The 13265-nt window shown below is 70.4% G+C and carries 9 protein-coding genes and 1 pseudogene; 3 read left to right on the top strand and 7 right to left on the bottom strand.

Going from position 1 to position 13265, the window contains the following annotated elements:
* Positions 1-201: 201 nt before the first annotated feature.
* Complete coding sequence (locus ACZ79I_RS01175; protein WP_471493219.1) at positions 202-1446, bottom strand: sugar ABC transporter substrate-binding protein; 1245 nt, start codon at positions 1444-1446, stop codon at positions 202-204.
* A 185-nt stretch (positions 1447-1631) separates the two neighbouring features.
* Entirely contained in the window at positions 1632-2696 is a 1065-nt protein-coding gene (locus ACZ79I_RS01180) for a LacI family DNA-binding transcriptional regulator (protein WP_471493221.1), read from the bottom strand.
* Between the two features lie 122 nt (positions 2697-2818).
* Between ACZ79I_RS01180 and ACZ79I_RS01185 the strand changes: the two genes are divergently transcribed.
* Entirely contained in the window at positions 2819-4945 is a 2127-nt protein-coding gene (locus ACZ79I_RS01185; RefSeq protein WP_471493223.1) for an amylo-alpha-1,6-glucosidase, read from the top strand.
* Between the two features lie 21 nt (positions 4946-4966).
* On the opposite strand, the gene ACZ79I_RS01190 is transcribed toward ACZ79I_RS01185, so the two are convergent.
* Both ACZ79I_RS01190 and ACZ79I_RS01195 read right to left on the bottom strand, forming a co-directional pair.
* Positions 4967-5431, bottom strand: coding sequence for a hypothetical protein (locus ACZ79I_RS01190; protein WP_471493225.1), 465 nt, complete (start codon positions 5429-5431; stop codon positions 4967-4969).
* Between the two features lie 119 nt (positions 5432-5550).
* Positions 5551-8166 carry an amino acid permease gene (locus ACZ79I_RS01195; RefSeq protein ID WP_471493227.1) on the bottom strand — a complete coding sequence of 872 codons (2616 nt, stop codon included), beginning with the start codon at positions 8164-8166 and terminating at the stop codon, positions 5551-5553.
* Between the two features lie 589 nt (positions 8167-8755).
* On the opposite strand from ACZ79I_RS01195, the pseudogene ACZ79I_RS01200 reads away from it, so the two are divergent.
* Positions 8756-9093, top strand: a pseudogene (locus ACZ79I_RS01200) (PP2C family protein-serine/threonine phosphatase); the annotation flags it as partial.
* Here ACZ79I_RS01200 and ACZ79I_RS01205 read toward each other — a convergent pair.
* The gene (locus ACZ79I_RS01205; protein ID WP_471505514.1) at positions 9094-9228 is read right to left on the bottom strand and encodes a hypothetical protein; all 135 of its coding nucleotides are present in this window, start codon (positions 9226-9228) and stop codon (positions 9094-9096) included.
* A 414-nt stretch (positions 9229-9642) separates the two neighbouring features.
* On the opposite strand from ACZ79I_RS01205, the gene ligA reads away from it, so the two are divergent.
* Positions 9643-11739 carry an NAD-dependent DNA ligase LigA gene (gene ligA / locus ACZ79I_RS01210; RefSeq protein WP_471493228.1) on the top strand — a complete coding sequence of 699 codons (2097 nt, stop codon included), beginning with the start codon at positions 9643-9645 and terminating at the stop codon, positions 11737-11739.
* A 143-nt stretch (positions 11740-11882) separates the two neighbouring features.
* On the opposite strand, the gene ACZ79I_RS01215 is transcribed toward ligA, so the two are convergent.
* Positions 11883-12623 (bottom strand): DUF6193 family natural product biosynthesis protein, encoded by a 741-nt coding sequence (locus ACZ79I_RS01215; RefSeq protein WP_471493230.1) that lies wholly within the window; start codon positions 12621-12623, stop codon positions 11883-11885.
* A 234-nt stretch (positions 12624-12857) separates the two neighbouring features.
* Positions 12858-13262 (bottom strand): hypothetical protein, encoded by a 405-nt coding sequence (locus tag ACZ79I_RS01220; protein WP_471493232.1) that lies wholly within the window; start codon positions 13260-13262, stop codon positions 12858-12860.
* Positions 13263-13265: the final 3 nt, after the last annotated feature.

Raw genomic sequence — 13265 nt, forward strand, 5'->3', positions numbered from 1 at the left:
AGGGCTGACGAACAGCCAGCCCCAGGCTCCTTCGGCGCGGCGCCCCACGCGCGGGGCGCGGGAGGTATGGGGCGCCGCGGCCGGGCCGGTCCCGCCGGGCGTGTCAGGTTCGCCCGGCGAGACGGCCGTACGGGGACCACCGCCCGCGCTGGAACCCGGAGCCGGGCGAGGGGTTTGTGACGTACGCGGGGACATGGCGGCTCAGTTGCCCTTCGTGAGGGCCTGTTCGCCGTTGCGCTGCAGGTCGGCGAGGATCTTCTTCGGGTCGCCGGTGCCCAGGGCGGCGAGCTCGGTGTTGAACTGGGTCAGCACCTTGTCGAAGCCCGCGGCGGTCACCGGGCCCTGTGCGTAGGCGGAGGCGTCGGCCCACGCCTTCGCCGACGGGTACTTCTTCGCGTACTCGGCAAGGGCGCTGGTGCGGGAGGGCATCACGCCGAAGGCATCCGCGTTCTTCAGCATCTGCGTGCCGGTGGTCAGGTACCGCACCAGGTCCACGGCCGCTGCCCGATGGGCACTGTCCCGAGCGACGCCCCAGCACTGGCTGAAGGCGAGCGTGCCCTTGCCGAGCGGGCCGGCGGGCAACGGGACGACCGCGTACTTCACGTTCGGGTAGTCGGCCTTCATGCCGCCGGTGAGCCAGTTGCCCTCGATGGTCATGGCTGCCTTGCCCTTGCCGAGGGCCTCACCGCCCCAGTTGGTGTCGACCTGGTTGGCGTACTTCAGGGAACGGGCCTTCAGCAGCGACTGCACATAGTCGAGGGCCTCGGTGTTCTGCGCGCTGTCGGCGGTCATCCTGGTTTGGTCGCTGTTGGTTATCCAGCCGCCTGCTTCCCTCATGAAGACGCCGATGCGCGCGTACTCGCCGTTGACGACCAGACCCGTGACGTCGCCCTCGGTCAGCTTCGCGGCGACCGCCTTCAGCTGGGCCCAGGTGGTCGGGTAGTCCTTCGCCGTCAGTCCGGCCTTCTTCCACAGGTCCGTGTTGATCGCCAGGGCGAGGGTGGAGGTGTCCTTGGGCAGGCACACCAGCTTCCCGTCATAGGTGAAGGAGGCGCGCAGCTGGGCGGAGAAGTCGTCCGCGTCCTTGATCTGATCGCCGTACGGGTAAAGGGAGCCGCCCCGGGCGTAGTTGGCGAACTGGGCGGAGTCGACGTAGAAGGCGTCCGGCGGCTTGTGCCCGGCGAAGGACTGGGCGAGCTGCTGGTTGATGTCCTTGGCGACGTCGACCGTCACGGTGTTGCCGGACTGCTTCGCGTACGCGGCCGCCGCGTCCTTGACGGCCTTGGTCTCCGCGTCCCCCGAGGAGGCGATCAGCACCGTGAGGTGCTGCTTGGAGCCGGTGTCCTGCGCAGTCTTCTTGTCGCTGCCGAAACTCGACGAACAGCCGGCGGCGACCAGCATGGCAGCGCAGGCGACGAGGGCCGCGACGGCCGTACGGTTGGGCATTGCTTCCTCCGAGGGTTACGTGTGGTACCTGCGGCTCCTCCCGGGCGCACGAAGGCGTGGGCCAGGGGCGTGGGGTGGAGGAGGAGAAACGTTCCGAGGTGGGGTGGGGGGTGGGACCGGCCGGGGAGAGGGAGGGTGGGCGGTTCGGGTAGGGCTCAGATGCCGGCGGGCGGTTCGGGTAGGGCTCAGGTGCCGGCGGGCAGCGCCGCGGTGGCGCTGTCACGCACGACCAGGGAGGGCTCCAGCAGGAGCCGCTCGGGCGGGGCGTCGGGGGCCGCGATCCGTGCCAGCAGGAGGCGCACGCATTCCCGGCCGATGTCCTCCAGCGGCTGGGCAACCGAAGACAGGCCGGGCGAGAGGAGTTCGGCGGTCGGCGAGTCGTCGAAGCCGACCACGGCGACGTCACGGCCGGGGGCGGCGCCCCGCTCGCGCAGGGCCTGATAGCAGCCGAGCGCCAGCATGTCGCTGGCCGCGATCACCGCGGTCGCCCCGCCGTCCAGGAGCGGTTTCGCCGCCACGCGGGCCGCGTCGAGGCCGTTGACGCACTGTCCGCGCCGCCCGCGGGTCGGCAGAGCGTGCCGTCTCATCGCCCGCAGCCAGCCCTCGGCACGGTCGTCACCGGTGCCGGAGGAACCGCGTTCCCATCCCAGGAAGGCGATCTTGCGATGCCCGAGGGCGACCAGGTGCTCGACGGCGGCATCGGTGCCCGAGGCGCCGTCGACGTCGACCCAGTCGCCGACGGGCCGTCCCGACCACATCCGGCCGAACCCGACGAACGGCACGCCCTGTTTGGCCAGCCATGCCTGGCGCGGGTCGCCCCGCTCGGTGCCGCTGAGTACGAAGCCGTCGACCTCGTGCTGGGCCAGCAGTTCCTCGTAGCCCTCCAGGCTCGGGCCGCCGGGCGGGGAGGCGAACAGCAGGATCCGGTACCCGGCCTCGTCGGCGGCATCCGACAGAGCGTGCAGGAAGCGGTCCATGACCGCGCCGCCCGCGGTGCCGGGCGGGGTGGGCTGGATGCCGTAGCCGATGAGCTTGCTGGAACCGCTGCGCAGCGTCTGCGCCGCACGGCTGGGCCGGTAACCCATCTCCTCGATCACGCGGCGGACCCGCTCCAGGGTCTCGGGGCGCAGCAGGTCCGGGGAGTTGATCGCGTTCGACACGGTCTGCGACGAGACGCCGGCCCGCCGGGCGACCATCGCGAGGGTCACCGGGCCGCCTTTGGCCGAGGAACGGTTGCTGGAGCGGGGCATACGGCTCTCTCACAGGCAGAGGAGATACGGACTTGATTCGAACGTTCCAAGACCCGTTGCCATGGCTCTGACGAGTCACTTACTGTCCTTGGAACGCTAAAACACTGAGAGGTTCCACTTCTTTGGATGCCACTGTCAAGACCCAGGACCCCAACAGCTCTGTCACGCCACCGACTTCGGCGGCCGAGGGCTTGCAGCCGTTCCTGCATGACGCGGTCGTCACCCTGCACGCGCCGACCCTCGTCGTCTCGCATGCAAACGGGCAGCTCAACGGGGGTGCGGATGGCTTCTACCACGGCGACCGCAGGGCGCTGTCCCGACTCGTCGTCGCCGCCGAAGGCATCGCCCTGACCCCCGTCTCCGGGGGCTTGCGCGGCGCAGACCGCGCCGGGTTCCGGTCCGTCCTGCGCGGTCTCGGCGAGGTGACACCCGACCCGGCCATCGCCCTGAACCGCCGCCGCAGCACGACAGTGGGCCGGTTCGAGGAGGACCTGGAGGTCACCAACGCCGGCAGCCTGCACGTCCGCTTCCGTCTGACGGTGACCGTCGGCACGGACTTGGCCACGATGGACCAGGTCAAGTCGGGGCGCACTCCCGAGGAAGTTCCACCCCGGGCCGCGGACGCCGACGCCGTCGGCCTGTCCTGGACATGCGACGGCTTCACCGCCCGCGTGGTCAGCGACTCGGCGCCGGACCTGCTGGAGGTGCCGGCAGGAAGGCTGTCGTACGACGTCGAACTGGCCCCCGGCGCCTCCTGGTCGGTGGTGCTTCACGCTACGGCGGCCTACGCGGACGGCGACCAGTTCCCGCCCGCGCCGACCGACCAACTGCCCTGGCGCACCCCCGTGCTACGCAGCGCGGACCGCCGCCTGGACCGCTGGCTGGAGCAGTCCCTCGCCGACCTCGACCGCCTGCGCCTGACCGACCCGCGGTCAGAGCAGAACCGCCCTGACCAGTTCCTGGCGGCGGGCGCCCCCTGGTTCCTGACCCTCTTCGGACGCGACGCCCTGTGGGCCGCCCGCATGCTGCTCCCCCTCGGCACGGACCTTGCCGCCGGTACCCTCCGCACCCTCGCCCGCCGCCAGGGCGCAGCCACCGACCCGGCCACGGAGGAACAACCGGGCAAGATCCTGCACGAGGTACGCCGCGACAACCTCAAGTTCGCGGACCGGCTGTCTCTGCCCCCGGTCTACTACGGCACGGTCGACGCCACCCCCCTGTGGATCACTCTCCTCCACGACGCCTGGCGCTGGGGACTCGACCCGGCCGAGGTCGAACAGCTCCTGGCACACGCCGAGTCGGCACTCGCCTGGATGCGGGACCAGGCAGCCGTTGACGGCGACGGCTTCCTCAAGTACATCGACCAGAACGGCCACGGCCTGTCCAACCAGGGCTGGAAGGACTCCGACGACTCCATCCGCTACCGCGACGGCAGCCGCGCCCATGCACCGATCGCCCTGTGCGAAGTGCAGGCGTACGCCTATGAGGCCGCGCTCGGCGGAGCCGCACTGCTGCGCGCGTTCGGCCGCCCGGGGGCCGACGAATGGGAAGCGTGGGCCGAGCGACTCGCGGCCCGCTTCCGCAACCGCTTCTGGGTGACGGACGAACGCGGCCCCTACCCGGCCGTCGCACTCGACGGCGACGGCAGGCCGGTCGACTCGGTGACCTCCGGCTTCGGCCATCTCCTCGGCACCGGCCTGCTCAACGCCGAGGAAAGCGCGCTGCTCGCGGCCCGGCTCGCCGGCCCCGACCTGGATGCGGGCCACGGCCTGCGCACCCTCAGCAGCATGGCGGTGGGCTACAACCCGTACGGTTACCACGTGGGTTCCATCTGGCCGCATGACACCGCGATCGCCGTCAACGGCCTCACCAGGGCCGGGTACCCGGACGCCGCGAGTTCTCTGGCAGCCGGCCTGCTGGCGGCGTCGACGGCCTTCGACGCCCGCCTTCCCGAGCTCTTCGCCGGCCATGGCTGTGAGGCGAGTCCCGGCCCCGCCCCCTATCCCGCGTCCTGCCGACCACAGGCATGGGCGGCGGCCTCCGCGGTCCTCGTGCTCCGGGCAGCGCTCGGCCTCGACGCGGACGTCCCCGGCGGCACGGTCACCGTGAACCCCACCTTCGCGCCGGTGTACGGGCCGCTGACGATCACCGGGCTCCAAGTCGGCGGAGGTCAGCTGGACATCACGCTGACGGCGGACGGATCGGTGAAGACGACAGCGAATGAGAGGCTGACCGTGGTCACATCCTGATGCCGGGGCAATCGACGCGCCCTAGCCGTACGGGTTGAGCGCCCAGAAGCGGACGGTGTCGCTGCGACGGTCAAACCACAGTTTGGTGCAGTAGCCGCTGCCGTCGCGGTCGAACTCGTGCGAGCGGACCCACTGGGGGTTCTCCGGCCCCTCGCCCTTGAGCGGCTTCTCGAACCACGAGGAGACGTCATCGGCGGGCCCCCCGGAGACGAAAGCGTGGGCCGCCGTCAGCTCGGCGAGTTTCCCCGGTGTCAGCCGGGCGAAGCCCGAGATCACCAGCTCCGGCGACGGTATGCCCCGATCGTTGTCCCGGCTGCTCACCCACTTGGCGTCGGTGAGCGGGCCCAGCAGGGGGAACGCCCGCTCCAGCGGTGCGGTGTCGGTGTGCCAGTCCCCCTCGGCCCCGTTCGCCATCTGCCGCAGGGTCCACCAGGCGGGCAGGACCGCCAGCCCCGCCCCGGTCCCGATCAGCTTCCGTCGCTCCAACGAGATCCCCCTCATGCCTGACTTCGGGGAGCCTTATCCGGCTCGAGCACCTCACCCGGACCTGTTGATCACAGGAGCATCAGAAGGCACAGGTACCCCCTACGAGCATCGCCGGGCGGCTACCGGCCCCCCGACGGCGCGAGGTCCTGCTCGGTCCAGATGGTCTTGCCGGTGGGGGTGTAGCGGGTACCCCAGTGATGGGTCATCTGGGCGGTGATGAACAGGCCCCGGCCTCCTTCGTCGTCACTCGCGGCGTGCCGCAGATTGGGCGAGGTGTGGCCGGTGTCGGACACCTCGCAGATCAGGGTCCGGTCACGGATCAGGCGGACATGGATCGGGCCGCCGACATAGCAGATGGCGTTGGTGACCAGTTCGCTGACGATGAGCGCGGTGGTGAACGCCAGGTCGTCCAGCCCCCAGTCGCCGAGCTGCTTGCCGACGGCGGTGCGGATGGTGGCCACCGCCGCCGGATCCGGGGGCAGTTCCCACTGGGCGAGCCGGTTCCTCTCGAGCAAGCGGGTGCGGACCACGAGCAGTGTCGCGTCCTCGTCCACCGGCCCGGGCAGCAGGGTGGCCACCACCCGGTCGCACAGCTCGTCCAGGGACCTTCGGTCGCGGGCGAGAACGTGGGACAGCTGCGCGAGCCCGGCGTCACGGCCGTCCGCCGCCTGGAGGAGGCCGCCCGTGAAGAGGGCGACGAGGCTGCCGGGCGCGAGCTCCAGTTCCGTGCTCTGGTAGGGCGGGCCACCCACTCCCAGCGGCGGTCCGGGCGGCAGCTCCGGATAGTCGACGACGCGCGTGTGCGGTTCGACGACCGCCGGCACCATGTCCCCGGCTCGCGCCAGACTGCACTTCCCCGAGACGGGGTCGTACACCGCGTACAGGCAGGAAACACCCCGGGCCTCGTCGCCCTGCGGCCTCAGGCGGCCGGGGCCGTGGCCCGTCCCGCTCTCGTACGCGGTCTGCTCGACCAGGTCGTCCAGGCGAGACAGGAGCTCATCCGGGCTCAGGTCCAGCCGGGCCAGGACACGCACGCCCGTGCGCAGGCGTCCCATGGTGGCCGCGGCGCGCACGCCGTGACCGAGCACGTCCCCGACCACCAGCCCAACCCGGGTGCCCGACAGGGAGATGACGTCGTACCAGTCGCCGCCCACCCCGGACCCGCTGTCGGCCGGCAGGTAACGGCTTGCCGAGCCGACGGCGGCCGGCGGCGGCAGGTGGCGCGGAAGCAGGCTCCGCTGGAGTTTGAGGGCCATGGTGTGACCGCGGGTGACCACCGGCATCAGCAGGAGACCGAGCAGCAGGGCGCCCAGGCCCAGGACGGTGACCCCTCCGGTCCGTCCGATCAGCGGCAGGTCGACGGTGGTCGTGCCATAGCGGGGGCTCGCGTAGACGTGGAAGGCGGCATAGAGGAACAGCAAGACCATGATCAGCCCGCCGAGCCCCGGGAACACGCCCTTGAAGACCAGGTCTCTGGGGCTGCGGGTGAGGACCTTGCGGTGGTACCAGAGGCAGGCGAAGCCGGTCAGCCCGTACTGGAACGCGATCGCGAGACCGACCGAGCTGATCGAGTCGGCCAGGGCGTTCCGGCTGAACGACATGAGCAGGACCAGCACGCCGATCGAGGCCGCTCCCATACCAAGGGTCCCCCAGGTCGGGGTGAGAAACCTGCGGTGGACCCGGGCGAACCGGGCCGGGAGAGCCTTGTGGACCGCCATGGAGAAGACGGTCCTGGCCAGCGGCAGGATGGTGGTCTGGGCGGAGGCCAGCGCGGAGGTCAGCACCATCAGGACCAGCAGCCTCGACAGGAACAGCCCCGTGCCGTGGCTCCCGAACACGGCCTCGCCCAGTCCGGAGAACACGTCGCCCGAGTTGTCCGCGTTGCCGAGCCCGATACCCGAGGTGCCGACTCCCGCGAACGCCTGCGCCGATGTGGACACCAGCCCGTAGATGATCAGGAGCAGCACGATGGAGATGACCGCGGAACGCCCGGGGATGCGCGTGCTGTCGACGGTTTCCTCGTTGACCGCGAATGCGGTGTCCCAGCCCCAGTAGATGAAGACCCCCGCGAGGATGCCCGAGGTGAGGGCCGTTGCCGAGGGCACGTGGAACGGGTTGAACCAGGAGGCGGAGACGTGGATCGCCGTCGGGGGAGGGCTGGCGTAGACCCTGACCAGAGCGGCGACGGCGAACAGGATCAGCATCACCACTTCCGCACACAGCAGCCAGCGCTGGACGGCCGCCGAGACCTCGATGCCGACGTAGCAGATCGCGGTCAGTACGGCGATCCAGACGACGCCCGCCACGGTGATCCACAGGCGGTTGTCGGCCAGCCCGTTCAGGCCCACCAACGTGAAGCCGTAGCTCGCGGCGATCCCGGCGAGGTTCGCCATGACGATGACGTCGGCGACGACGACACCCCAGCCACCCATCCAGCCGGTGCGCGGTCCGAAGGCACGGGTAGCCCAGGTGAAGGTGGTCCCGCAGTCGGCGTTGCCCGCATTGAGCTCCCGGAAGGCGTAGGCGACCAGCAGCATCGGGATGAACGCCAGCATGGTGACGATCGGGGCCTGCAGCCCGACCCCCGCCACGATGACGCCCAGCGTAGCGGCGAGACTGTACGCGGGGCCGGTCGAGGCCAGGCCCATGACGACCGAGGAGAACATGCCCAGGGCGTCGTTCTTGAGCCCCTTCCGGCCGGCCCCCCTCCCGGGAGCGGGGCGGCCGGCGGACACGCAGCGACCGAAGTGCCTCACACTTGATTCCAACGCCGGGCCGCTCTTCACCGCAACCGCGCCACGGCAGCGGCAGCGGCAGCGGCAGCGGCAAGGCCACCGGTCGCCGCCGGTCACGGAGACCCTCTGGGATCCGGCAGGGGCGTTCGAAGGCACGCTGGTGCCGAGGCGACGGCCACGTCCCGGTACCGGGCCACGGGCGCGGCACGGGACCCGTGCGACATCGCAGCTCAGGCCGGCGATCGGCCGGGCGTACGGATGCCGGTGCGGCGTCGGCCGCGGACGGTCGGCCAACCTGTACGGAGGTCGACAGCCGGCAGACAGGCCGGCGGCCCGCGGCAAGGTCGGCTCCGGCCGCCGTCTGCCAGGGACGGAGCCACGGCGGTCGCGGTCACACCCGCCGGGCACGGGGCCCGGCCTCGTGCCCGGCCTCGCGGATCAGGGGCGACACGGGCACCGGGCGTCCTCAGCTCGCCCGCCATCGCAAGGACGGCCGCTCCTGCTTTCACGTCACCCTCCCCGCTGGCGGCGGCCTGCACCCGCTGCGCGACCCCTGCACCGGCGCCGAGGAGGACGACGAGGTTCGTGTGCGCGGGCCCGGGAGCTGCAGCAGTTGAACGAGGAACTACGCAAGGCGCATGTGTGAACGTGGAGGTGGCCGTCACCCTGCAAGAGGCGATGTTGCACGCCCCGGCCCGCCCCGACCCTGGCGCATCACGCGCAGGACATGGTGGTGCGCTGCCTGCCGACGGTCGGTTCGCCGAACGTGTGCGGCGACTGGTACGACGTGGTCGACATCCCCAGGGCCGGCCGGCCCTGGCCGTCGGGGACGTCATCGGCCACGGCTTCAGGCCGCCGCGGTCACGGGCATGCTGCGCAGTGCCCTGTCCAGGGGCCATCCGCGCCTTGGAACGCCCCGCACAATCCTCACAGCGAGCCCTTGCCGACTGTCATGATGGTCTCCTCGCTGCCGCCCGTCACACTCAGCCGAAGCACCGTACGCTCGTCCTGGGCCGACGTGCAGCAGATGATCGACCACGCCCTCGAATACCTCCGGGGCATCCAGGGACCCTTGGTCGGGCACACACACCATCTCCAGGGGAACGTACGGATACGCATCTCATGAGGTCCCCGGGTGCGACAAGGTCAGCCTGTATCCCAGAACAGCGGTTTGTCGTCAACTGACTTCGCCACCGGCCGACGGAACACGACCCGGCCACGGTCAGCCGATGGCGCATGCCCAAGAAAGTTCGGTCAGATCACTTCAGATCACCGGGCGTAGAGCCGGGCGGCGCCATGGAGGGTGCCGGGTGGGGCAGGTCGTGGTCCGCCCGGCCGGAGAGATGAGAACCAGCTCTGGCGGTGGGCAGAACGACGCGAAGACAGCCCGGTAGGGCGTCAGTCAGCGACAGAGTCACGACCGCCGGAAGCCGCCTACGAGTATCGATGTCAGTGGTGGCAGGCAGGATGGCGGGCATGACGACACCCGTTGAGCAGATTGTGGATGCCCGCGCCTACGCGCAGGCCGTCGAGACCGCGGTGAAGGCCGCGGCCGCCTACTACGCGGGCGGTACCTCGCCCCTGGATGACGACGACTACGACCGGCTGATGCGGGGCATCGCCGCCTGGGAGGCCGAGCATCCCGACCGGATACTGCCCGACTCGCCGACCGGGAAGGTCGCCGGCGGTGCCGCCGAGGGCGACGTTCCGCACACCGTGGCGATGCTGAGTCTCGACAACGTGTTCTCGCCGGAGCAATTCACCGCCTGGGCGGCCTCGCTGGGCCGCCGGCTCGGCCACGAGGCGGAACGCTTCAGTGTCGAGCCGAAACTCGACGGGCTTGCCGTCGCGGCCCGCTACAACCAGGGTCGGCTGACCCGGCTGATCACCCGCGGTGATGGGATGGCCGGGGAGGACGTCTCACATGCGATCGGCACCATAGAGGGCCTCCCGGATGAACTGACCGAGCCGGTGACGGTGGAAGTACGCGGCGAAGTACTCATGACCACCGCACAGTTCGAGCATGCCAACGCGGTACGCACCGCGCACGGCGGGCAGCCGTTCGCAAATCCGCGCAACGCCGCAGCGGGCACACTGCGCGCCAAGGACCGTGCCTACACCGTGCCGATGACGTTCTTCGGCTACGGCCTTCTGCCGCTGCCCGACACCGAGACCGGCCTGGCCACACAGTTGGGCGCCCTCTCCCACAGTGAGCTCATGTCCCTGGCCGTCAAGCTCGGCGTGAACACGACCGCCGCCACCGAGGTGCCCGGCATCGCCGCAGACACGATCGAGCAGGTCCTGGCCCGTGTGAAGGAGATCGCCTCCTTGCGCGCCGAGTTGCCGTTCGGTATCGACGGCATCGTCATCAAGGCAGACCTGGCCGCCGATCAGCAGGCTGCCGGATCCGGATCGCGGGCCCCGCGCTGGGCGATCGCCTACAAACTGCCCGCGGTCGAGAAGATCACCCGGCTGCTCGAAGTCGAGTGGAACGTGGGCCGTACCGGCATCATCGCGCCACGCGGGGTCCTGGAACCGGTCGAGATCGACGGCTCCACCATCACCTACGCCACCTTGCACAACCCGGCCGACATCACCCGCCGCGACCTGCGCCTCGGCGACCACGTCATGGTCCACCGCGCCGGCGACGTCATCCCCCGCATCGAAGCCCCTGTCGCCCATCTGCGCACCGGCGCCGAGCAGCCGATCCTGTTCCCCGAGGTGTGCCCGCGGTGCGGGTCCGGCATCGACACCAGCCAGGAACGCTGGCGCTGCGAGCAGGGCCGCAACTGCCACCTGGTCGCCCCCCTCTCCTACGCCGCGGGCCGCGACCAGCTCGACATCGAGGGCCTGGGCGCCACCCGCGTCGTGCAGCTCGTCGAAGCCGGCCTCGTCACCGATCTCGCCGACCTGTTCACCCTCACCCGCGACCAGCTCCTCAGCCTGGAGCGGATGGGTGAGACCAGCACCGACAACCTGCTCGCCGCCCTGGCCGCGGCGAAGACACAGCCTCTTTCCCGGGTGTTGTGCGCGCTCGGCGTCCGCGGGACGGGCCGCTCCATGTCCCGACGCATCGCCCGCCACTTCGCCACCATGGACAACATCCGAGCTGCCGACGCCGAGGCTTTGCAGCAGGTGGAGGGCATCGGTGCCGAGAAGGCACCGTCCATCGTCTCCGAACTCGCCGAACTGGGCCCGCTGATCGACAAGCTTGTGGCGGCCGGGGTAAACATGACCGAGCCCGGCGCCACTCCCCCGTCGAGAGCCGCCGCGGACTCCGGCATCAGCGGCGCCACGCCAGGGGCCCCCGCCCCGACCGCCGGTCCGCTCTCCGGGATGAGCGTCGTGGTCACCGGCGCGATGACGGGGCCGCTCCAGCAGCTCAGCCGTAACCAGATGAACGAACTCATCGAACGGGCCGGAGGACGCGCCTCCTCCAGCGTGTCCAAGAGGACCGCCCTGGTGGTGGCCGGCGAAAACGCCGGATCCAAGCGTGCCAAAGCCGAGGATCTCGGCATCCGTCTCGCCACGCCCGACGAATTCGCCGCCCTCGTCGCCGACTTCCTCGGCTGACACCGGTCACGAGCGATACGTGTGCGGCATCGGTCTGCCTGAACCCAGCCTTCACGCGCGACCGGATGCCGGACCTGCGGCGGCAGCGCCGGGCCCGTGCGGACGGTGGTCGGCACGGCGGCAGGCTCAGGTGGAGGGCGAGGTCATCCGCCGAGCGCGATCGGGCCGATGCCGGACGGCAGATGTCGTACGGCCGCTGCAACGGCCTCGTGCGCGGTGGCGAACCGGCCCAGGTCCTGGCCGATGATGCCCCTGCCCACCCCGTACGTGCCGTCGCTGTTCGCGGCCAGACACGGTCCGACGACAGTCAGGCGTGGGCGGGTGGTGGTCGAGAAGCGCAGAGCCCAGTGACTCGTGAACGGATAAAGAGCGCGCAGGGCCGGCTCGGCGTGCGCCGCCTCGATCAGGGCCTGGTACGCCTCCTGCCAGGCGTACCCCAGTTCGCCTGCCTCCTGGCGCAGGCTCTGCCACTCGGATTCCGTCAGCCGTGCCGGATCGTGGTCGGGGACCTCGAACCGGCCGGTCAGGTGCACGAAGGGCGCCGCCCGGCGGATACCGTCCAGGGACGCCCCGTCGTGCCACGCCCGAGCTGCCCTGGCGAGCTCCACGAGGTCGTCCGTCCTGCCGTCGATCAAGGCCAGGTTCTGGAACGGTTCCTCGCCACGGATCGACCACCGCCGTTCGTGCAGCCATGCACTGATCTGCAGCGGCTCACGATGCGGCAGCGTGCTCGGGACGGTCGCGTGGAGCAGCGGATCGTAATCGGGGGACGTGACGGGCACGGCGCCGAGGCGTGCTTCCACCTCGGTCCGGAGCGCTGTGGCGAGGCTGCCGCAGGCCGCAACGTCGGGGTACAGGAGGGCGGGATCGGGAGAGGTGGGCACAGCTCGTGATTGTGCCCGAGCCACTGGTTCCTGGGGCCGGCGGCCTTGATCGATCACGGAAGAGGTCGGTGTCAGCCACCAGTACCCCGGCAATCGATGTCGAACTCCGCATCGCCGTCGGCTCCGGCCGCACCTCTGAGAACAACGGAGCCGTCCTGGCCCTCACCGGAGATCCGCCATCTTGAAGTTGCTGGTCACGGTTGGTGTGAGTCGTTACGTCGCAGCCAATGAAGCTCAACGGTGGATTCCCCGCACCTCCGAGAGAGCCCACTCGGGCTTCGGGTGCACGAAGGGCACCAGGTAGACGAGCACGAACACGCCCACTGCGCCCACTCCGATGGCCGGCCACGCCCAGATACGCCGCGTGTTGATCGCCGAGTCGCACGCCGCCACTCGAGCGTCCACAGCCCGCTCCGGCTGCCCGGCCTGGACGGCGTCATAGGTGATGGCGCTTTCCACGCCTGTAACGGCAGTCCCGCACTTCAGAGGCTCCCCCTTGCTCACATCGACCTCGACACCGAGCAACAACCCGCATAGGCCGATGAGGAAGAGGGCACCAGCGATGACGGACAGCACCGCGTAAACAGTGCCGTCTATCGTCCGTTCCTCGTTCCAGCCAAGGCGTCTTCTGCTTCCCATAGT

The sequence above is a fragment of the Streptomyces sp. PSU-S4-23 genome, from assembly GCF_055632315.1.

Coding starts and splice junctions, on each gene's coding strand:
- ACZ79I_RS01175 (WP_471493219.1), bottom strand. CDS start 1,446: ATGCCCAACCGTACGGCCGTCGCGGCCCTCGTCGCCTGCGCTGCCATG.
- ACZ79I_RS01205 (WP_471505514.1), bottom strand. CDS start 9,228: ATGCCCCGGAGGTATTCGAGGGCGTGGTCGATCATCTGCTGCACGTCG.
- ACZ79I_RS01220 (WP_471493232.1), bottom strand. CDS start 13,262: ATGGGAAGCAGAAGACGCCTTGGCTGGAACGAGGAACGGACGATAGAC.
- ligA (WP_471493228.1), top strand. CDS start 9,643: ATGACGACACCCGTTGAGCAGATTGTGGATGCCCGCGCCTACGCGCAG.
- ACZ79I_RS01180 (WP_471493221.1), bottom strand. CDS start 2,696: ATGCCCCGCTCCAGCAACCGTTCCTCGGCCAAAGGCGGCCCGGTGACC.